General features: G+C 37.4%; 16 protein-coding genes and 1 pseudogene. 7 read left to right on the top strand and 10 right to left on the bottom strand.

The genetic code is table 11. From position 1 onward, the window contains the following. Positions 1–196: 196 nt before the first annotated feature. From B5D82_RS08175 to rpmH, 10 genes are all read right to left on the bottom strand, one after another. Positions 197–1,084, bottom strand: a complete 888-nt coding sequence (locus tag B5D82_RS08175) for a ParB/RepB/Spo0J family partition protein (RefSeq protein WP_081150652.1) — start codon at positions 1,082–1,084, stop codon at positions 197–199. Between the two features lie 14 nt (positions 1,085–1,098). Then, the gene (locus tag B5D82_RS08170; protein ID WP_081150651.1) at positions 1,099–1,899 is read right to left on the bottom strand and encodes a ParA family protein; all 801 of its coding nucleotides are present in this window, start codon (positions 1,897–1,899) and stop codon (positions 1,099–1,101) included. A gap of 40 nt (positions 1,900–1,939) precedes the next feature. Beyond that, positions 1,940–2,566, bottom strand: coding sequence for a 16S rRNA (guanine(527)-N(7))-methyltransferase RsmG (gene rsmG, locus B5D82_RS08165; protein WP_081150649.1), 627 nt, complete (start codon positions 2,564–2,566; stop codon positions 1,940–1,942). Between the two features lie 30 nt (positions 2,567–2,596). Then, the gene (mnmG, locus tag B5D82_RS08160) at positions 2,597–4,486 is read right to left on the bottom strand and encodes a tRNA uridine-5-carboxymethylaminomethyl(34) synthesis enzyme MnmG (protein ID WP_081150647.1); all 1,890 of its coding nucleotides are present in this window, start codon (positions 4,484–4,486) and stop codon (positions 2,597–2,599) included. 410 nt (positions 4,487–4,896) lie between these two features. Continuing rightward, complete coding sequence (gene mioC, locus B5D82_RS08155) at positions 4,897–5,340, bottom strand: FMN-binding protein MioC (protein ID WP_081150645.1); 444 nt, start codon at positions 5,338–5,340, stop codon at positions 4,897–4,899. A 50-nt stretch (positions 5,341–5,390) separates the two neighbouring features. Next, positions 5,391–6,776 (bottom strand): tRNA uridine-5-carboxymethylaminomethyl(34) synthesis GTPase MnmE, encoded by a 1,386-nt coding sequence (mnmE, locus tag B5D82_RS08150; protein ID WP_081150643.1) that lies wholly within the window; start codon positions 6,774–6,776, stop codon positions 5,391–5,393. Positions 6,777–6,965: 189 nt separating this feature from the next. Then, positions 6,966–8,612: a membrane protein insertase YidC gene (yidC, locus tag B5D82_RS08145; RefSeq protein WP_081150641.1), complete on the bottom strand. Its 1,647-nt coding sequence runs from the start codon at positions 8,610–8,612 to the stop codon at positions 6,966–6,968. A 6-nt stretch (positions 8,613–8,618) separates the two neighbouring features. Continuing rightward, entirely contained in the window at positions 8,619–8,867 is a 249-nt protein-coding gene (gene yidD / locus B5D82_RS08140) for a membrane protein insertion efficiency factor YidD (protein ID WP_081150639.1), read from the bottom strand. Further along, on the bottom strand, positions 8,834–9,190 hold the full coding sequence (gene rnpA, locus B5D82_RS08135) for a ribonuclease P protein component (protein ID WP_081150637.1): 357 nt from the start codon (positions 9,188–9,190) through the stop codon (positions 8,834–8,836). The genes yidD and rnpA overlap by 34 nt, the downstream gene beginning before the upstream one ends. Positions 9,191–9,231: 41 nt before the next feature. Further along, entirely contained in the window at positions 9,232–9,366 is a 135-nt protein-coding gene (gene rpmH / locus B5D82_RS08130) for a 50S ribosomal protein L34 (RefSeq protein ID WP_081150635.1), read from the bottom strand. Positions 9,367–9,913: 547 nt separating this feature from the next. Between rpmH and dnaA the strand changes: the two genes are divergently transcribed. The 7 genes and pseudogenes from dnaA to glyS (B5D82_RS08095) all read left to right on the top strand — a co-directional run. Next, positions 9,914–11,206 carry a chromosomal replication initiator protein DnaA gene (gene dnaA / locus B5D82_RS08125; RefSeq protein ID WP_425429888.1) on the top strand — a complete coding sequence of 431 codons (1,293 nt, stop codon included), beginning with the start codon at positions 9,914–9,916 and terminating at the stop codon, positions 11,204–11,206. A gap of 28 nt (positions 11,207–11,234) precedes the next feature. Further along, on the top strand, positions 11,235–12,338 hold the full coding sequence (dnaN, locus tag B5D82_RS08120) for a DNA polymerase III subunit beta (RefSeq protein WP_081150631.1): 1,104 nt from the start codon (positions 11,235–11,237) through the stop codon (positions 12,336–12,338). 2 nt (positions 12,339–12,340) lie between these two features. Continuing rightward, complete coding sequence (gene recF, locus B5D82_RS08115; RefSeq protein ID WP_081150629.1) at positions 12,341–13,438, top strand: DNA replication/repair protein RecF; 1,098 nt, start codon at positions 12,341–12,343, stop codon at positions 13,436–13,438. Between the two features lie 10 nt (positions 13,439–13,448). Beyond that, positions 13,449–15,893, top strand: a complete 2,445-nt coding sequence (gyrB, locus tag B5D82_RS08110) for a DNA topoisomerase (ATP-hydrolyzing) subunit B (RefSeq protein WP_081150627.1) — start codon at positions 13,449–13,451, stop codon at positions 15,891–15,893. A gap of 177 nt (positions 15,894–16,070) precedes the next feature. Continuing rightward, positions 16,071–17,006 carry a glycine--tRNA ligase subunit alpha gene (gene glyQ / locus B5D82_RS08105; RefSeq protein ID WP_081150625.1) on the top strand — a complete coding sequence of 312 codons (936 nt, stop codon included), beginning with the start codon at positions 16,071–16,073 and terminating at the stop codon, positions 17,004–17,006. Further along, entirely contained in the window at positions 17,006–19,072 is a 2,067-nt protein-coding gene (gene glyS / locus B5D82_RS08100; RefSeq protein WP_081150623.1) for a glycine--tRNA ligase subunit beta, read from the top strand. The genes glyQ and glyS (B5D82_RS08100) overlap by 1 nt, the downstream gene beginning before the upstream one ends. A 408-nt stretch (positions 19,073–19,480) precedes the next feature. Next, positions 19,481–20,698, top strand: a pseudogene (glyS, locus tag B5D82_RS08095) (glycine--tRNA ligase subunit beta); the annotation flags it as partial. Between the last annotated feature and the right edge of the window lie 22 nt (positions 20,699–20,720).

Genomic DNA, 20,720 nt, shown 5'->3' with positions numbered 1-20,720 from the left:
AATGCAACAAAATAGGGCATTGATTGTCGACATAATCTGCTATTTAATACCACTAAATGAATAAATTACGACTAAGGTATGATGCATTACAAAAACTTTAGCTTTGAATATCTTTATCAAATATAAAAACAGCCATTAATTTGCCATTTTAATGTCAATAAAACTTAATATTTAAAAATACGTTATGGCTATTTATCTAAAAAGAATTAAAACGAGAAACAATACCGTCAAGTTCAGATAAATCACTGTAAGATATCACTAATTTACCTTTACCTTTTTTATTGTGATTTATCGCAACATGCGAACCTAATTTTTCAGATAGACTTTGCTCTAGAGCCTTAGTGTTTGGATCTACTGGCTTTTCTTCAACTTCTTTGGCTGGTTGTTGTACTTTTTTTATCAAGGCTTCTGTTTCACGAACGTTTAACTCTTTCGCCACAACAATTCGAGCGGTATTCGTTTGAATATCATTATCTAATGCTAATAAAGCGCGCGCATGACCCATTTCGATATCGCCATGTTCAAGTAAAGTTTTAACTTCACTGTTAAGATTATTTAAGCGCAATAAATTAGTAACCGTGGTTCTTGACTTGCCTACTGCGTCAGCCACTTCTTGGTGTGTTAATTCAAATTCAATTAACAAACGCTCTAATGCTATGGCTTCTTCCATCGCATTTAAGTCTTCACGCTGAATATTTTCGATTAAAGCAATAGCAACCGCTGCTTCATCAGGTACATGTTTTATTATGCAAGGTACGGTATCCAGCTCTGCAATTTGGGCTGCACGCCAACGACGCTCACCAGCAATAATCTCGTAACTATGTTCACTGACTGGACGCACAATAATAGGTTGAATAATACCTTGAGATTTTATTGAGTTAGCCAAGTCATCTAAGGCTTCTGCCGACATATCTTTTCGAGGTTGGTATTTGCCTGGGTGTAATTGTTCTATTGGTAAGTTCTGTAATTCAGCATTTTTATTTGCCGATTCAGATTTATCATTATTATCTGCTGACTCATCTGATGGTTTAGTTAATAAGGCATCAAGACCGCGACCTAGACCTCTACGTTTTGTTTGACTCATGATATTCCTTATGACTACTCAGTAGTTGCTTGCGGTGTAGGTTGTTTTTTTTGTTCAGCGCGGCGTAAAATTTCTCCGGCTAAGGCAAGATAAGCTTTTGCCCCCGTGGAAGATTTATCGTAATACATTACCGGCGCACCAAAACTTGGGGCTTCAGCCAATCGAACATTACGTGGAATAACGGTACGATAGACTTTATCGCCAAAATGACGCTTTAATTGCTCAGATACATCGTTAGCTAAACGATTACGCGGATCGTACATCGTACGTAAAATACCTTCAATATGGAGTTTGCTATTCACTACAGTGGTTAACTGCGAAATAGTATCCATTAATGCGGTTAATCCTTCTAGTGCATAATATTCGCATTGCATGGGCACTAAAACAGAATCTGCTGCGGTCATCGCATTAACCGTTAGCATGTTTAAAGAGGGGGGACAGTCTATAATAATATAGTCGTAATCCTTTCTTACTTTTGATAAAGCATTCTTCAAGCGATGTTCTCGAGAATAAACTTCCATCAATTTAATTTCAGCAGCAGTTACATCACTATTGGCGGCAATAAGATCATATACACCCGCCGTATTTCTGCAGACAACGTCATCGAACGGACGTTCTTCAATCAGTAATTCGTAACATGTTGCTGGGACTTCATATTTATCAATACCGCTACCCATAGTAGCATTACCCTGTGGATCAAGATCGATCAGTAAAACTTTACGTTTTGTTGCCGCAAGAGAAGCAGCCAGATTGACCGAAGTTGTCGTTTTACCGACACCACCTTTTTGATTTGCAACCGCGATTATTTTTCCCACAAGATCCTCAATTACTTATCTGATCAAAGCTTATTATTATTTATGATTTAACTAATTCAATCAAATGGCGTTTGCCTTCTAATTGAGGAACGACAATAGCATAACTATTTGTTACGGATATATTACTGGGTAATGCTGATATTTCATCACTTGGATAAATACCTTTCAATGCTAAAAATCGGCCATGTTCAACACTCACTAAATGCTCACACCAAGTAACCATATCAATTAACGATGAGAATGCTCTACTTAGTACGCCATCAAATGGCTGATCTGGATGATATTCTTCAACTCGAGATTTAACCGGTGTAACATTTTCGAGCTTTAATTGAAAAACAACCTGTCTTAAAAAGGTTATTCTTTTACCTAGACTGTCTAATAAAACAAAATTACGCTCAGGATATAAGATAGCCAGTGGGATACCAGGTAAACCAGGTCCTGTTCCAACATCAATAAATGATTGTCCTTTAAGTAGTGGGCCAACCATTAAGCTATCCATAATATGTTTTATGATCATATCTTTAGGATCGCGTATCGAAGTTAGATTATATGCCTTATTCCATTTATTTAATAATTCAACATACTGGATAAGTAAAGAAATTTGCTCTGTTGAAACCTCTAGAGAGGTTTCTTTGATCAGAGCAACGAGCTGTTCAGATAATGTCATAAGGTGAAATCTTTCATTTATGCTGACTCTTTAAGCAATTTTGCGTAATAAGCCATGTTTTTTCAGATAAACCAATAATAACGAAATTGCTGCTGGAGTAATACCAGAAATACGCGATGCTTTACCAATAGTTTCAGGACGGGCATCAGAAAGCTTTGCAACCACCTCATTTGATAAGCCCGATATTTGAGTAAAATCAAAATCTATTGGGATCAAAGTATTCTCATGGCGTTTCTTTTTAGCTATTTCATCGAGTTGTCTATCGATATAACCGGCATATTTTATTTGTATTTCAATTTGTTCAGCTGCTTGCTTATCAGCAAGCTTAGGTCCTAGTCCTTCAATAGAAACTAAATCGTCATAACGAACTTCTGGGCGACGAACAAGATCTTCTAAACTATTCTCACGGCTTAATGGTGTTTTCAATAATTTATTCACTTGTTCAACAGCAGGGTGATCCTTCTGTAACCAAGTTGAACGTAAACGCTGACGCTCTAACTCAACATTTTCCATTTTTTCATTAAATCGTTGCCAACGCAGATCATCTACTAACCCGAGAGCTCGACCTTTTTCAGTCAGGCGAATATCAGCATTATCTTCACGAAGTAATAAACGATATTCAGCACGAGAGGTAAACATACGGTAAGGTTCTTTAGTGCCTAGGGTAGCTAGGTCATCAATTAGAACGCCCATGTATGCTTGGTCTCTAGTCAGTACTAATTCTTCTTTGCCTTGCACTCTTGCTGCTGCATTGGTTGCAGCGACTAACCCTTGAGCACCCGCTTCTTCATAACCGGTAGTACCGTTGATTTGGCCAGCAAAATACAGATTTTCAACAAATTTACTTTCTAGTGTTTGTTTTAAATCACGCGGATCGAAGAAGTCATATTCAATTGCATAACCTGGTCGAGTTATGTGGGCATTTTCAAAACCTTGGATCGATCTAACAAGATCCATCTGAACGTCAAATGGCAAGCTTGTAGAAATACCGTTAGGATAAATCTCATGGGTATTTAAGCCTTCAGGTTCAACAAATATTTGATGACTATCTTTTTCAGCAAAGCGATGTATTTTATCTTCTATTGATGGGCAATAACGTGGCCCAATACCTTCAATAACACCGGTATACATAGGCGATCTATCTAAGCCGCTCTTTATAATCTCATGTGTTTTAGCGTTGGTATGCGTGATAAAACATGAAACCTGTGCTGGATGATCGTTGACTGAGCCCATATAAGAAAATACTGGACGAGGATCATCACCCGGTTGTTCTGCCATCACCGAGAAATCAAGTGATCGAGCGTCTAAGCGTGGCGGTGTCCCGGTTTTTAAACGATCTATTCGAAAAGGCATATCACGTAATCGAGCAGCCAGGTTTACACTCGCTGGATCACCCGCTCTACCACCTTGGTAATTATTCAGACCAATGTGGATCTGGCCTGCTAGGAAAGTACCTACGGTTAAAACAACACTTTTAGCTTTAAATTTCAAACCCATTTGGGTCGATACACCAACGATCTTATTATTTTCTAAAATTAGATCATCACAAGGTTGTTGGAATATTGTTAAATTCTCTTGGTTTTCTAAATAGTTACGAACAAAGTTACGATACAAGTTTCGATCAGCTTGTACACGAGTAGCCCGAACTGCTGGACCTTTGCTTGCATTCAAGGTTCTAAATTGGATCGCAGCATGATCGGCTGCTGTCGCCATTAATCCACCAAGCGCATCAATTTCTTTTACCAGATGTCCTTTACCAATGCCACCTATGGCAGGGTTGCACGACATTTGTCCCAGCGTATCAATGTTGTGGGTCAACAATAATGTTTTACATCCCATGCGTGCCGCTGCAAGTGACGCTTCTGTTCCAGCATGTCCGCCACCAACAACAATTACGTCATAAGACTCTTGATACCACATAAATTAATGACCTTAGATTATTTCTATTTAAAAATTAAGAGCGATATTTTACAGTTTTTTTTAGCTCAGGGGAATGATCTAATTTAGGAAAAGATCTAAGTACGATCCTTAAATAATATATAAAGATCTATTTAAAGATCTTATTATTATTACTTATTAGGATCCTTGTTTTCTGTTGATAAGTCACTTTTGTTTATATAAAACAGTCGATTAATAGATGTGTAAAGTTGTGATCAAGCGTTGATCAACTGCGTTATAAGCTATGATCAAAACAGCTACTTATCCACAAGGAAAATAAAGTTGAATTCTATACACTGAATAATAATAGAAAATTAATAGCTTTTACTCATACTTATCCACAGTAGAGGGTTTTACAGGTGGTTATTGTGAATAACTTATGGGTAAGTAGGTTATAAATGATCTTTATTTTCATTTAACCACGTTTGAGATCGCTCTTCTGGATCTATATCTTCGCTCATATCCAAAGTGATCAAAGGTAGTGTTTCAATGCAACCCTTTGATAATAGTAATTTATTTATATTTTTCGCAGCAAAACAAAAGGTATCATAATTTGAATCACCGATGCCGATCGTTAGAAATTTCACTGAGGATAGATCTTGATCACTATTTTCAAGATCTCTAGCAAAAGCTTGAATATTGTCGGGATAGTCGCCAGCACCATGAGTAGACGTACAAACTAACCAAGTTTGATTTTCGCTTATTATTTGTGCAAAGTCAGGTTGAAAATGTAGTTCAACTTGATGGCCAAGGGCTGTTAATGTTTCTTCACAAGCTTCAGCAACATATTCTGAACCACCTAACATACTGCCAACAATTACTTGAAATGAGCTCATTTATTGTTCCTATTACTAAATTTAAACGCGACTAAAATCGTCGATTCGTGTTATTTACCGATACAAAACGATGAAAATATTTCGCTTAACAGGTCATCATTGGTGAATTCACCGGTAATTTTATTAAGTTCTTGTTGGCAAAATCTTAGTTCTTCGGCCAGTATTTCACCGGCAACATAAGATTCAAGCTGTTCTAAACCTATTTCTAAGTGTTGATGTGCTTGTTCAAGAGCAACTAAATGACGTCTTCTCGCCATAAAGCCACCTTCAGTACTACCTTGATAACCCATGATATGTTTAAGGTGCTCAGTTAGCTCTGTAATGCCTGCTCCTGTTTTTGCTGACAAGGTTACCGTAGGTATGGCATTTAACTCACTGAAGCCCGTTTTAGCTTGGCTAATATCAGCTTTATTTCTAATAACCGTTAAGCCAATATTACTCGGTAATTTTTCAAAAAATTCTGGCCAAACAGCTTTTGGATCGTCTGTTTCGTCGTTTGTAGAATCAATCATCAACAAAACACGATCTGCTTGTTTGATCTCTTGCCAAGCACGTTCAATACCTATCTGCTCTACTTTATCGGTACTTTCTCTTAACCCTGCGGTATCAATTATATGCAATGGCATACCATCAATATGAATTTGTTCAGTTAACACATCTCGTGTTGTGCCTTCAATGTCAGTGACTATCGCGCTTTCTTTACCGCTCAGGGCATTAAGTAAACTCGATTTTCCAGCATTAGGGCGACCAGCAATTACCACGCGCATGCCTTCACGAATAATACTGCCTTGTTGGGCCTTATTTTTTACTTCCGCCACTTGCGCAATGATCGCTTTTAAATCGTTAACGACTTTTTCATCAGCAAGAAAATCTATTTCTTCTTCAGGAAAGTCTATCGCGGCTTCAACATACATACGTAAATGTATGGTGTCGTTTACCATTTGATGTACGAGTTTAGAAAAGTCACCTTGTAGTGAATGTAGGGCGCAACGTGCTGCTTGTTCTGAACTTGAGTTGATTAAATCTGCAATGGCTTCTGCTTGAGTTAAATCGAGTTTATCATTAAGAAAAGCTTGCTCACTAAACTCGCCAGGACCGGCCATACGAACTTTAGGTAGTGCTAGTACCTCTTTCAGCAACATATCTAAGATAACCGGGCCGCCATGGCCTTGTAACTCTAAAATATCTTCACCGGTAAATGAATTTGGTCCTTTAAAGTAGAGTGCGATACCTTGGTCTAAGGCTTGGCCTTTGCGATCTTTAAAGGTTAGGTATTCTGCTTTTCTTAATTCAGGCACTTTACCTAAAATGGCTTCAGCGACATTTTTAACTTCAGGCCCAGAAACTCTGATGATACCAACCCCGCCTCTGCCAGGCGCTGTTGCTTGTGCTGCGATGGTTTCTTTATGACTTGATGAAAAAGCTAGGTCTGACATGACATGATCTCAGTAAACGTTAAATTCTTTAATTGTCGATATTATAAACCGTTAATTACTTGCATGTAATGCGCACTGAGTTTTTGTTTGATTTTTTCAGTATTGCTCAGTTGATAATTTTATTAAAGCATTGAATTTTTCCCATAAAAAAAGGCAGCCTAAGCCACCTTTTTGGAGATACAAATAATTTTACTTCGCTTTGGTCTTTTCTTTTTCTTTTTTCTTTTCGATGCCCGAGAATATTATCTTCATTTGTACTATTGAAATAATATTACTGACTAACCAGTAAAGTACTAGGCCTGACGGGAACCAGAAAAAGAATACAGTAAACATGACTGGCATATATTGCATTATTTTTTGTTGCATTGGATCTTGCACAGTCATTGGCTGCATTTTTTGCATAATGAACATACTAACGCCCATTAATACTGGCAAAATGTAGAATGGGTCTTGTGCTGATAGATCTTGTATCCACAACATAAATGGCGCATGACGTAATTCAACACTTTCCAAAAATACCCAATATAACGCTAGGAAAATTGGCATTTGAACAATTAACGGTAAACACCCACCTGCAGGATTGACTTTTTCTTTACGATAAAGCTCCATCATGGCTTGTGACATTTTTTGTTTGTCATCGCCAAAGCGCTCTTTTAGCTGAGTCATTTTTGGTTGTAGCGCACGCATTTTAGCCATTGAGGTATATTGCGCTTTCGTTAATGGATACATACCACCTTTAACGATAAGGGTAATAATGATTATCGCTACACCCCAGTTGGTCACAATTGACTGAATTTTAATAAGCAGCCAGAATAATGGTTGGCTGATCATGAACAAAAATCCGTAATCAATAGTCAGATCAAGGTTTTCTTCGATGCTTTCCAATACATCTTGATCTTTTGGACCAACATAAAAAATTGCAGACGTTGTTGCGGTGCTGTTTGGCTCAATTGTGATTGCCGGAGCTTTAAAACCAATGACTGCATCTCTGTTACTTGAGTAGCTAGTATATAATTGATTATCCGCTGATTTTTCAGGTACCCAAGATGAAACAAAGTAGTGTTGCAACATAGCAACCCAGCCACCTTGAGTTGTTACATTTAAGTTGGCTTCTTCAATATCAGAAAAATCATATTTTTCGTATACGTCTTCAGTTGTAGAGTAAGCAGCACCCTTGTAAGTCGGAATTAATCCACTACCTGTGTCAATCAAGGTTGTTTGCTTAAGTTGTGCATACATTTGCACACTAGCCGGTGTGTTAGCATTATTTTGAATTAAGTATTCAACATTAATGGCATAACTGTCGTAGTTAAGCGTAAAACGCTTAGTTACCGACAAGCCTGCATTATCAACATACTTTAAATCAATCACGAGTGGTTCATTAGCATTCGCTTGATATGAAGTTGCTGATGTTTGATAAATAGGTCGACCTGGAATGATTCGGTCTAAACCTTGTGCACCGGTTAAACCACTTTGTGCCACATAGCGGTCACGGTCGTTGCGTAAAATAGTAAACGGGATACCATTACCTTGTTCTGTATCGAACTTCAGTAATTTAGCTTCGACAATATCGCCACCGTTAGTATCAATTTTGAGGGATAAAACATCATTTTTTACTGTAATTAGTGTCGCACTAACTACTTTTGTTTCATTGCTGATAGACGTTGCTGTAGCTGATGATTCAGGAACAAATTCGCCGTTATTATTGCTTGGTATTGTTTGTTGAGTTACTGCTGGTTGCTCAATAACTGGAGCATTGTCCGTTTGCCATTGATTAAATAGCAAATAGGTAACAACCATAAGCGCAATAAAAAGAAAACTGCGTTGGGATTCCATAATGTCTTATTTCTCTTTTTTTGATAGTGGCACGGGATCATGTCCTCCCGCATTGAGTGGATGGCATTTTAGTATACGTTTGCCTGCTAACCAACAACCTTTTATCACACCAAAGCGATTAATTGCTTCAATAGCGTAAAAAGAGCATGTTGGATCAAATCTACAATGGGGTCCGAGCAATGGGCTAAGCCAGCGCTGGTAAGCTTTTACTAGTGTAATAGCTATTTTTTGTGGCGTTGAATTACTTTGCGCCATATTTTTTCCAATTGCTGATTAATTTCTTTATTTTCGAGCTTGTCAGTGCCAGATTTTACCATAACGACCATATCTATATGGGGGAGGTTATGTTGATTTAAACGGAAGCTCTCACGAATTTGTCGTTTGATACGATTTCGTTGTACAGCTAATTTAACCCGTTTTTTAGCAATGGCAAGGCCAAGACGGTTATTATTATCAGAATTTGGAGTGACGAGAATTGTGATGTGACTGGAACCAAAACGTAGAGGTTTTGAAAACACAGCTTGAAATTGACCGGGAGTCAACAGGCGTGACTCCCGATTAAATTCATAAGTAACCATAGCGGTTACTATTCCTTTAACTTAAGTTGCAAGTTAAAAGACTAAGCACTTAAGCTTGCACGGCCTTTAGCACGACGACGTGAAATTACAGCACGTCCGTTTTTTGTTGCCATACGAGCACGGAAGCCATGGTTACGCTTACGTTTTAATACACTAGGTTGAAATGTTCTTTTCATTACGCTAATCCGTCTGTTGTTGTTGCCCTGGCAAAACAGCCTTCATGAGCACACTGGGTCTAAAAATGAGGCGAAATTCTATATAGAGAACGATACTTTGTCAATGGTTATTCATCAGCTATTTTTAAAAGATCGTTTGCGGATCGTCCTGATCTAAAAAATATCCACAGTTTTATAACAATTTTACTTTTCTCTATCTAATAACCTTGTTAATTTTAAGTAATAATCAAATCGTATATTGAAATATTTTTAGCATTATTTTGCTATTAAAAATAAGCAAGAAGCCCTGTTTTATTGAGTATTATAAAATTAATTTAAAATAAAAGCCATTTATTGAAAAGTCAATATTGATGTTGTGGATAACTATAGTGATAATAGGGTAATTATAAAAATTAATTTTTTTACTCTTCTTTTTTTTATCGTGCTTATTTTCACGTTATTAAATAAATTAAAGATACTATTTATCAGGAGTCGGTTGTTGGATCATACACTTTGGCAAAAATGTTTGTCTGTTCTTCAAGAAGAATTACCCGCACAACAATTTAGTATGTGGATACGTCCACTACAGTGCGTGATTACAGACAATATTATGACGTTATATGCGCCAAATAGATTTGTCCTAGACTGGGTTAGAGATAAGTATGTAAACCGCATTAATGAGCTGGTAGGGATGCAAGACAGCGCAAACCCACCATTATTGCGTTTTGATGTTGGCAGTATTCCAGCACAAACCACTAATATTCAAAATAGTATTAGCCAATTACAACCTAATATTCGTCCTACGAATAGAGACACTGCAGTACCAGAAAGTAATTTGCCAAAAACAACCAATGTCAGAGTTAAATACACCTTTGATAATTTCGTTGAAGGTAAATCTAACCAGTTGGCTCGCGCAGCGGCATCTCAAGTAGCAGATAATCCTGGTGCAGCTTACAATCCTTTATTTATTTATGGTGGTACAGGTTTAGGTAAAACGCATTTATTACACGCAGTGGGTAATGGCATATTACTTAATAAACCTAATGCAAAAATTGCTTACATGCATTCTGAACGTTTCGTGCAAGATATGGTGCGTGCGCTGCAAAATAATGCCATGGAAAAATTTAAACAATATTATCGTTCAGTTGATGCCTTGCTGATTGATGATATTCAATTTTTCGCAGGTAAGGACCGAACGCAAGAAGAGTTTTTCCATACTTTCAATGCTTTACTTGAAGGTAATCAGCAAATAATTTTAACCAGTGATCGTTACCCTAAAGAAGTAGACGTTGAAGATCGTCTAAAATCACGATTCGGTTGGGGTTTAACTATTGCCATTGAGCCGCCAGAGTTAGAAACACGTGTTGCTATTTTAAAGCGTAAAGCACAAGAAAGTCATATTAATTTAGCTGATGAAGTAGCATTTTTTATTGCTAAACGTTTACGCTCAAACGTGCGTGAATTAGAAGGCGCCTTGAATAGAGTGATAGCAAATGCTAATTTTACTGGCAGGGCTATTACGATTGATTTTGTTAGAGAAGCCTTGCGTGATTTATTAGCTTTACAAGACAAGCTAGTCACTATTGATAATATTCAACGTACCGTGGCAGAATATTATAAAATTAAAGTCGCTGATTTACTTTCTAAACGAAGAAATCGCTCAGTTGCTAGACCTAGACAAATTGCAATGGCATTATCTAAAGAGTTAACTAATCACAGTTTACCTGAAATAGGTGATGCTTTTGGCGGCCGTGATCATACGACTGTATTACATGCTTGTCGTAAGGTAAAATCTTTACGTGAAGAATCTCACGATATTAAAGAAGATTATTCAAATTTAACAAGAACATTGTCATCATAATAATAAGTAAGTTAAAAGTGAGTCAGAAATGAAATTTTCATTGAACAGAGAATTATTATTGAAACCATTATTATTGGTTTCAGGTGCTGTAGAACGAAAAAGTACATTACCCATTTTAGGTAATATTCTCTTTGATGTAAGTGGGCAATCACTTACCTTGACAGCTACTGATTTAGAGTTGGAAATGGTGGCTTACGCGACTGTAGACAATCATTCAGATGACGGCAGAGTCACTATTCCTGCGCGTAAGTTACTTGATATTTGTAAAAGCTTACCTGACGACTCTATGCTAACTTTTGAAACTGATAATGATGTTATAAAAATTAGTACGGGTCGCAGTAAATATTCACTTTCGACCTTACCGTCTGATGACTTTCCAAATATTGAAGAATGGAAAGGCGATGTAGAATTTAAACTATTAAAGTCTGAATTATTACGTTTAATAGAAAGTACGCATTTTTCGATGGCGAACCAAGATGTTCGTTATTATTTAAATGGCATGTCGATAGAAACAGAAGGTCATGAAATTCGTTCTGTTGCTACTGATGGACATCGTTTAGCTATTTGTAAAATTTCAAACCCAGATCTTGAATTGCCTGCTCGACAAGTCATAGTACCGCGTAAAGGTATACTCGAGATTATTCGCTTATTAGATCCTGTTGATGAACCTGTACAGGTTTTTCTTGGCTCGAATCATATTCGAATTATTGATAGTGAATTTTCATTCACCAGCAAACTTGTTGACGGACGCTTTCCTGATTATCGTCGAGTTTTACCACGTAATGGCGATAAAATTCTTAATGCTAAAAAAGATGTTCTTAGACAAGTATTGTCTCGTGCGTCTATTTTATCTAACGAAAAATTTAAAGGTGTTCGTCTTAACTTTGGCACTACAGAGCTAAAGATTACGGCTAACAACCCTGAGCAAGAACAAGCAGAAGAAGTGATTGAAATTGATTTTCCTTACGAGGAAGTCGAAATTGGTTTTAATGTAAGTTATGTATTAGACGTTCTCAATGCTATTAAAGAAACAGATGTGAAATTTACCTTAGCCGATGCTAACAGTAGTGTAGTTATTGAAGGTGGAGAGTCTGGAGAAGCTTTATATGTAGTAATGCCAATGCGTCTGTAAGAATGAGTATTGGTAAATTAATCATTCAAGATTTACGTAATATAGAAAGTGTATCGGTAGAATTACATTCAGATTTAAACTTTATTATTGGTGATAATGGCAGCGGAAAAAGTAGTTTACTAGAAGCAATTTTTTATTTGGGGCACGGTAAGTCATTTCGTAGCTCAAAAGTAGAAAACTTGCTTCAGCATAATAAGGCTAGCTTTACTGTCAGTGCCAAAACTAACAAAGATTGTCAGATGGGGGTTCGTAAGATATTCCATGGACAAAGTGCAGCAAATACTGAAATTAGAATTAATGGTGAAAAGCAGACCAAGTTTTCAGTTTTAGCAAAAAATATAGCTGTGCAAGTTATTACACCCGAGAGTTTTAAAATATTTTTCGGTGGACCTAAGCAAAGAAGAAGGTTTATAGATTTAGGATTGTTTCACGTGAAACATTCATTTTCAGATCATTGGAAAGAGTTTTCACGAATACTTAAGCAACGCAATGCGTGTTTACGAAGTAAAACATCCGGAAGCACGTTAACTTATTGGACTGATGTTTTTATTGACAGCTCTCAAGTAATTGCCGATCTTCGAGCAGGTTATGTAGAAGAGTTGACTAATGAGTTAAGTTATTGGCTTAAAATAATGTTACCTTCAGTATCTAATGAAATCGTGATTCAGTACTTGCAAGGTTGGAATAGTAAGAAAAGCTTGTTTGATGTATTGCAGCAATACAAAGAAAAAGAACTAAGCTACGGCTACAGCTTATTTGGAGCACAAAAATTTGATGTGCGTTTTTTGTTAAATGGGGCATCAATAGATAATCAGTTATCAAGAGGCCAACAGAAGTTGTTTTTACTAGCGTTAACTTTTGCACAAGCAAAACTAATAGAAAGAGTTAACCTAGTAAAACCAATTTTATTAATTGATGATGTAGGTGCAGAACTAGATATTCACTCTAGAGCATTACTAAATAATGCAATAGCAGAAATTGAATGTCAGGTAATTGTAACCGCAATTGATAAAGCAGCAGTGGAACAACTCGTTCCACAGAAAGAAAACTATAAAATGTTTCACGTGAAACATGGCAAACTATCAGTAATGAGTGAGTAGGCTAGAAGCTATGACAATAGAAAATGAATATGACTCGGCAAGTATAAAAGTACTTAAAGGCTTAGATGCAGTTCGCAAAAGACCAGGGATGTATATAGGTGATACCGATGATGGCACAGGTCTTCATCACATGGTATTTGAGGTGTTGGATAACTCAATTGATGAAGCTCTTGCAGGTCACTGTAGTGATATTGTTGTTAAAATTCACTTAGACGGTTCGGTATCTGTAAAAGATGACGGTCGCGGAATACCTACAGAAATACATCCAGAAGAAGGTATTTCAGCAGCTGAAGTTATCATGACAGTACTTCATGCTGGTGGTAAATTTGGTGGCGAAGATTCTGGCTATAAAGTTTCAGGTGGTTTACATGGTGTTGGTATTTCAGTAGTAAATGCTCTCAGTAGTAAGTTGAAGCTTAATATTCGTCGTGAAGGTAAATTATTTGAACAGTTTTATCATCATGGTATTCCTCAAGAACCTTTAAAAGTTGTTGGTGAAAGTGAAAAAAATGGTACTGAAGTAAGATTCTGGCCAAGTGAAGATACATTTACAGATGTATTATTTCATTATGACTTACTAGTTAAAAGAATCCGCGAACTATCATTCTTAAACTCAGGTGTTTCAATTAGACTTATTGATGAGCGCGAGGCTGGAAAATCTGATCATTTTAAATTTGATGGTGGTATTCAAGCATTTGTTGACTATTTAAATACTAATAAAACACCAGTTAATGAAGAAATATTCTATTTTGATTTAGAACGAGAAGACGGAATTATTGTTGAAGTGGCGATGCAATGGAACGATGGCTTCCAAGAAAGCATTCATTGTTTTACTAATAATATTCCTCAACGCGATGGCGGTACTCACTTAAGTGGCTTCCGCACAGCATTAACGCGTACGCTTAATAGCTACATGGTTAAAGAAGGTTTAAATAAAACTAAGAAAGGTGGCAGTACTGAAACCAATGCCTCTGGTGATGATGCCCGTGAAGGCTTAACTGCGGTAATTTCAGTTAAAGTACCTGATCCTAAATTCTCTTCTCAAACAAAAGATAAACTTGTTTCTTCAGAAGTAAAAACTGCTGTAGAACAAGCAATGGGTGAGAAGCTAGGTGAATACCTTTTAGAAAAACCCGCTGTCGCTCGTACTATTATTATGAAAATTGTTGATGCAGCTCGCGCACGTGAAGCAGCTCGCAAGGCGAGAGAGATGACACGCCGTAAAGGTGTATTAGATATCGCAGGTTTACCGGGTAAGTTAGCTGATTGTCAGGAAAAAGATCCTGCACTATCTGAACTATATATTGTGGAAGGGGACTCTGCTGGCGGATCAGCCAAGCAGGGACGTAACCGTAAAAACCAAGCTATATTGCCATTGAAAGGTAAAATTCTTAACGTTGAAAAAGCACGTTTTGATAAAATGATATCTTCTCAAGAAGTCGGTACATTAATCACAGCGTTAGGTTGTGGAATTGGCCGCGATGAATATAACCCAGAAAAATTACGTTACCACAGTATTATCATCATGACCGATGCTGATGTCGATGGTTCTCACATACGTACATTACTACTGACATTTTTCTATCGTCAAATGCCAGAAATTATGGAACGTGGTTACATTTATATTGCTCAACCTCCACTTTATAAAGTGAAAAAAGGTAAGCAAGAGCGTTATATAAAAGATGAGAACGGTTTAACTGAATATTTAACAACGCTTGCTTTGGAGAATGCAGAAATACATGTCAATGAATCTGCACCAGCGTTATCAGGCTTGCCTTTAGAGAATTTAGTGAAACAGTTCCGTAAAACTCATGAAACTATTAAGCGTGTTTCTCGTTTGATTCCTGCTGATATTCTAGAGAAAATGATCTACGGTGACGTTATTTCTACTGAAGACTTTAACAATAAAGACAAAGTAGAATCTTGGACAGCAAACTTACTAAAGCAGTTATCTGACCAAGACGGCAATGGCTCTATTTATACTGTTGAAGTTAAGCAAGATCCAGAACGTAATGTTTACTACCCAAGCTTTAATGTGCGTAAGCATGGTATTGATACGGTATATGACTGTGACTATGAATTTTTTGACTCAAAAGAGTTTGCATCCATTCAAAGTTTAAACAAAGCAGTAAATGGCTTAATGGAAGAAGGTGCTTACGTTAAACGTGGCGAAAAAATTAAGCAGATTACTGAATTTGATGAAGCCTTAAATTGGTTAATGGCTGAGTCAAAACGTGGCCAATACATTCAACGTTATAAAGGTCTAGGTGAAATGAACCCAAGTCAATTATGGGAAACCACCATGGATCCAGAATCACGTAGAATGCTACAAGTAACGATTGAAGACGCTATTGCAGCTGACCAATTGTTTACCACCTTAATGGGCGACCATGTAGAACCGCGTAGACACTTCATTGAAGAAAACGCACTTAAAGTAGCTAACTTAGATGTCTAGCCTTTAAAATTATATAGATAAAAATGCCCGATCATCAGATCGGGCATTTTTTGTTTCTAACCTTGTATTTTTGAGTAAATAAATTCAAAACATCTAAGCAAGGACACTAGGCTAATAAAGCGACAAACGGTATAATTAGCCTTATTTAATACACTATAACCATAGATTCGGAATGTTATGAGTACCTTTAATGTAAAGACCTTTCAAGGACTAATATTGCAATTGCAAGATTATTGGTCGCGCCAGGGCTGTGTCATAGTTCAGCCATTAGATTTAGAAGTAGGGGCAGGCACATTTCACCCGATGACATTTTTGCGTTCTATTGGTCCTGAGCCAATGAGTAGTGCTTATGTGCAACCATGTCGCCGTCCAACCGATGGTCGCTATGGTGAAAACCCAAATAGATTACAACACTACTATCAATTCCAAGTAATGCTAAAACCGTCACCAGATAATATCCAAGAGCTATACCTTGATTCGTTAAAAGAAATGGGTATTGATCCACTTGTTCACGATATTCGATTTGTTGAAGACAACTGGGAGTCACCAACTTTAGGTGCTTGGGGTTTAGGCTGGGAGATTTGGTTAAATGGTATGGAAGTTTCGCAATTTACTTACTTTCAACAAGTTGGCGGTCTAGAGTGTGCTCCGGTTACTGGTGAAATTACTTACGGCTTAGAACGCCTAGCTATGTATATACAAAACGTAGACAGTATTTATGATCTTGTATGGACCGATGGTCCAATGGGTAAAGTACTTTATGGGGATGTATTTCATCAAAATGAAGTTGAACAATCAACTTACAACTTTGAACATGCTGACGTTGACGCATTATTTAAAACTTTTGACCAGTGTGAAAAAGACAGTGAAAAATTGATTGAAGCTGGCTTAGCATTGCCGGCTTACGAGCAAGTGATGAAAGCCTCTCATGCTTTTAACTTACTTGATGCTCGTCATGCAATATCTGTAACTGAACGCCAACGTTACATATTGCGTGTCAGAACGTTATCTAAAGCTTGTGCACAAGCTTATTATGCAAAACGTGAAGAACTTGGATTTCCGCTTTGTAAAAACAATTCAGCAAACGGTAACACGACTAAGGAACAATCATAATGACTACAGAAACACTGCTGATTGAACTGGGTACTGAAGAGTTACCACCGAAATCATTAAGAACCTTAGCAACGACATTCTTCGATCAAATTAAGTTGCAGTTGGACGATGCTAAACTTACTTATTCTGATATCCATTGGTATGCAACGCCAAGACGTTTAGCGGTAAAGGTTGATAACTTAATAGCTAACCAGGCTGACAAAGCGATAGAGAAGCGTGGACCAGCGATAAACGTAGCATTTGACGCTGAAGGTAACGCGAGTAAAGCTGCAGAAGGCTGGGCGCGCTCAAATGGTATTACGGTTGCAGAAGCGGAACGTTTAGTTACAGATAAAGGTGAATGGCTACTGTATAAAACTATTGAGCAAGGCAAGCACGTTGAACAGCTAATTCCTACTATGGTGAACAATGCCATTGCAAAATTACCTGTACCTAAACCTATGCGTTGGGGCTCAGGTAGAACTCAATTTATTCGCCCGGTACATACATTAACTTTAATGTATGGTTCGAGTATCATTCCAGGTGAATCGTTAAATATTCGTTCGAACAACTTAGTAACCGGTCATCGTTTTCATCATCATGGTGTTGTGGCATTAAGTCATGCGAATGATTATGAAAGTGCCTTAAAAGCTGCACATGTTGTAGTTGACTACCAAGCTCGTAAAGATACTATTCAACAACAAATTAATGCAGCAGCAACAGAAATTGGCGGTATCGTTTTACCTGATGATGAGTTATTAGAAGAAGTTACTTCATTAGTTGAATGGCCAGTAGTCTTAACAGGTAGCTTCGATGAAGAGTTTTTGAATGTACCAGCAGAGCCATTAATTTATTCGATGAAAGATCATCAAAAATACTTTCCAGTGACAGATGCTGAAGGTAACTTGTTGAATAAATTCATCTTTGTGTCAAATATAGACAGTAAAGACCCAAGCCAAGTTATCAAGGGAAACGAGAAGGTCATTCGTCCACGTTTAGCTGATGCTGAATTTTTCTTTAAAACAGATAAAAAACAATCACTTGAATCAAGATTAGAAAGTTTAGAGTCTGTTTTGTTCCAAAAACAACTGGGAACTGTAAAAGCTAAGTCTGAACGCATTGCTAGCTTAAGTGAATTTGTTGCCAATGTAATTGGCGACGATACAGCTATGGCATATCGCGCCGGTTTACTCAGTAAAACTGATTTAATGTCAGATATGGTACTTGAGTTTCCACAAGTGCAAGGCACCATGGGTAAATATTATGCGCAACATGATGGCGAACCCGCTGCCGTTGCACAAGCACTTGAAGATCAGTATCGTCCACGTTTCGCTGGTGACACACTGCCAGAACAAACCATAGGTTGCGCTGTAGCGATTGCTGATAAAGTAGATACCTTAGTCGGTATCTTCGGTATTAACCAAGCGCCTAAGGGTGATAAAGACCCATTTGCTTTGCGCCGAGCGGCTATTGGTTTACTTCGTATTATAATAGAGAAAGACCTAAATTTAGATATTGCTGATTTAGTAGCGAAAAGTGTTGAGCTTTATCAAGACAAGCTAACGAACCAAGACGTAGCTAAACAAGTGCTAGATTTTGTTTTTGGGCGCTACCGAGCTTATTATCAAGATCAAAATATTAGTGTTGATGTTATACAAGCTGTTTTAGCGAATGCACCATCAGCGCCATTAGATTTTAATAAGCGTATTCACGCGGTAACGCACTTTAAAACTTTAGCAGAAGCAGCGACATTAGCAGCCGCTAATAAACGTGTCGGTAATATTCTAGTTAAATTTAAAGGCGAATTGTTTGAGTCGTTTAATCAAGAATTAGCATTAGAAACTGCAGAAACAGAATTAGCGTCTGCATTTTCAGGTGTAAAAGCCAAAATAACACCATTAATGGCCGCAAAAGACTATCAAGGCGCATTAACTGAACTATCAGCGTTGAAGCAACCCATTGATAACTTTTTTGATAATGTCATGGTAATGGCAGATGACGAACAAGTTAAAACTAATCGACTGACGTTACTAAACGAAATTCGTAATAGCTTCTTTGCTATCGCAGATATTTCATTGTTGCAGTAATAATGTAACGCGTTAAAAACTAAAAAGGGAATGCTAAGGCATTCCCTTTTTGATCTTTAGCTGACAGCGTAAAATATGGCAAATCTATATGGCTACAGAGATTGTACAAAAGTTAATACTCTTACAAATTAGGGATATTTTGAAAGTTCTCTAACCAAAAAGAAATAGGGCACAGATTAATGATCACTTTAAGCGCTTTATAGTTAGCAACTCGGTAATCCTAAGGTCTACTCTGAGCCTAGTGCGGAAGCTGGAATCACTAGATTTAAATGCGCTAAGCGGAAACTTAGAGTGATAAAATCAAAGCTTCACACAGGCTGAGCCAAAAGCAGACCTTTACTTCCGTCATGCTTATGATAGGAGATCCGACATTGCGGACATTTCAAAGAACCTGACCCCGCAGTTCCCGATGATGAATTACTAGAAGAGGTAACCTCGATAGTAGAATGGCCAGTAGTGTTAGTGAGTAGCTTCGACGAAGTTTTATCAATGTACCGGCAGAGCCGTTTATTTATTCAATGAAAGATCATCAAAAGTACTTTCCAGTGACAGATATCGAAGGTAACTTGTTGAATAAATGGATATTTGTATCATACATTGAAAGCAAAGACCCTAATCAAGTTATCAAGGGAAATGAGAAGGTAATACGTCCTAGATTAGCAGATGCAGAGTCTTCCTTTAAAATTGATAAAAAACAATCGCTTGAGTAAAAATTGGAAAGCTTAGAAACAGTTTTGTTTCAAAAACAGCTAGGCACAGTGAACGTTAAGTCTGAGCGTATTGCAGGTTTGAGTGAATTTGTTGCTGGTAAAATCGGGGATGATACCGTAATGGCACAGCGAGCAGGTTTGTTGAGTAAAGCAGGTTTGATGTCAGACATGGTACTCGAGTTCCCACAAGTTCAAGGTACTATGGGTAAATACTACGCCCAGCATGATGGTGAACCTGCAGCAGTAGCACAAGCGCTTGAAGATCAATATCGCCCTCGTTTCGCTGATATGCATTACCAGAGCAATCAATAGGCTCTGCCTTAGCCATCGCTGATAAGGTTGATACTTTAGATGGGATATTTAGAATTAGCCAAGCACCTAAAGGTGATAAAGATCCGTTTGCTTTAAGACGTGCTACAATTGGTTTAATTCGTATAATTATTGAGAAAGACCTTAATTTAGATATTGCTGAGTTGGTGGGGAAAAGTGTCGAGCTTTATCAAGATAAACTAACAAATAGAGAGGTGAGTAAACAAGTTCTAGATTTTGTATTGGGTCGCTACCGTGCTTATTACCTAGATCAAAAAATTAGTGTTGATGTTATTCAAGCCATTTTAGCTAATGCGCCTTCAACTCCCCTAGATTTTAATAAGCGTATTCACGCTGTAACACATTTTAAAAACTTAGCAGAAGCTGCAAATAAGCGGGTAGGTAATATACTTGTTAAATTTAAAGGTGAGCTTTTTACAGCGTTCAATCTTGATTTAGCAACTGAAACTGCAGAAAAAGATCTTGCTACTGCTTTTTCGATAATGTGATGGCTGATGATGAGCAAGTTAAAACTAATCGGTTGACGTTACTAAACGAAATTCGTAATAGCTTCTTTGCAATCGCGGATATTTCATTATTGCAGTAATTTGCTGTAGTACATTAAGTAC

The sequence above is a fragment of the Cognaticolwellia beringensis genome (assembly GCF_002076895.1).
GTDB lineage: Bacteria > Pseudomonadota > Gammaproteobacteria > Enterobacterales > Alteromonadaceae > Cognaticolwellia > Cognaticolwellia beringensis.
Note: the sequence above shows the minus strand (reverse complement) of the source record. Positions and strands in the feature narration are given on the sequence as shown.

What these genes read in the sequence shown, in the direction of transcription:
- B5D82_RS08175 (WP_081150652.1), bottom strand. Translation starts at nt 1,084, where the DNA reads ATGAGTCAAACAAAACGTAGAGGTCTAGGTCGCGGTCTTGATGCCTTA.
- rsmG (WP_081150649.1), bottom strand. Translation starts at nt 2,566, where the DNA reads ATGACATTATCTGAACAGCTCGTTGCTCTGATCAAAGAAACCTCTCTA.
- mnmG (WP_081150647.1), bottom strand. Translation starts at nt 4,486, where the DNA reads ATGTGGTATCAAGAGTCTTATGACGTAATTGTTGTTGGTGGCGGACAT.
- mioC (WP_081150645.1), bottom strand. Translation starts at nt 5,340, where the DNA reads ATGAGCTCATTTCAAGTAATTGTTGGCAGTATGTTAGGTGGTTCAGAA.
- mnmE (WP_081150643.1), bottom strand. Translation starts at nt 6,776, where the DNA reads ATGTCAGACCTAGCTTTTTCATCAAGTCATAAAGAAACCATCGCAGCA.
- yidC (WP_081150641.1), bottom strand. Translation starts at nt 8,612, where the DNA reads ATGGAATCCCAACGCAGTTTTCTTTTTATTGCGCTTATGGTTGTTACC.
- yidD (WP_081150639.1), bottom strand. Translation starts at nt 8,867, where the DNA reads ATGGCGCAAAGTAATTCAACGCCACAAAAAATAGCTATTACACTAGTA.
- rnpA (WP_081150637.1), bottom strand. Translation starts at nt 9,190, where the DNA reads ATGGTTACTTATGAATTTAATCGGGAGTCACGCCTGTTGACTCCCGGT.
- rpmH (WP_081150635.1), bottom strand. Translation starts at nt 9,366, where the DNA reads ATGAAAAGAACATTTCAACCTAGTGTATTAAAACGTAAGCGTAACCAT.
- dnaA (WP_425429888.1), top strand. Translation starts at nt 9,914, where the DNA reads ATGTGGATACGTCCACTACAGTGCGTGATTACAGACAATATTATGACG.
- dnaN (WP_081150631.1), top strand. Translation starts at nt 11,235, where the DNA reads ATGAAATTTTCATTGAACAGAGAATTATTATTGAAACCATTATTATTG.
- recF (WP_081150629.1), top strand. Translation starts at nt 12,341, where the DNA reads ATGAGTATTGGTAAATTAATCATTCAAGATTTACGTAATATAGAAAGT.
- gyrB (WP_081150627.1), top strand. Translation starts at nt 13,449, where the DNA reads ATGACAATAGAAAATGAATATGACTCGGCAAGTATAAAAGTACTTAAA.
- glyQ (WP_081150625.1), top strand. Translation starts at nt 16,071, where the DNA reads ATGAGTACCTTTAATGTAAAGACCTTTCAAGGACTAATATTGCAATTG.
- glyS (WP_081150623.1), top strand. Translation starts at nt 17,006, where the DNA reads ATGACTACAGAAACACTGCTGATTGAACTGGGTACTGAAGAGTTACCA.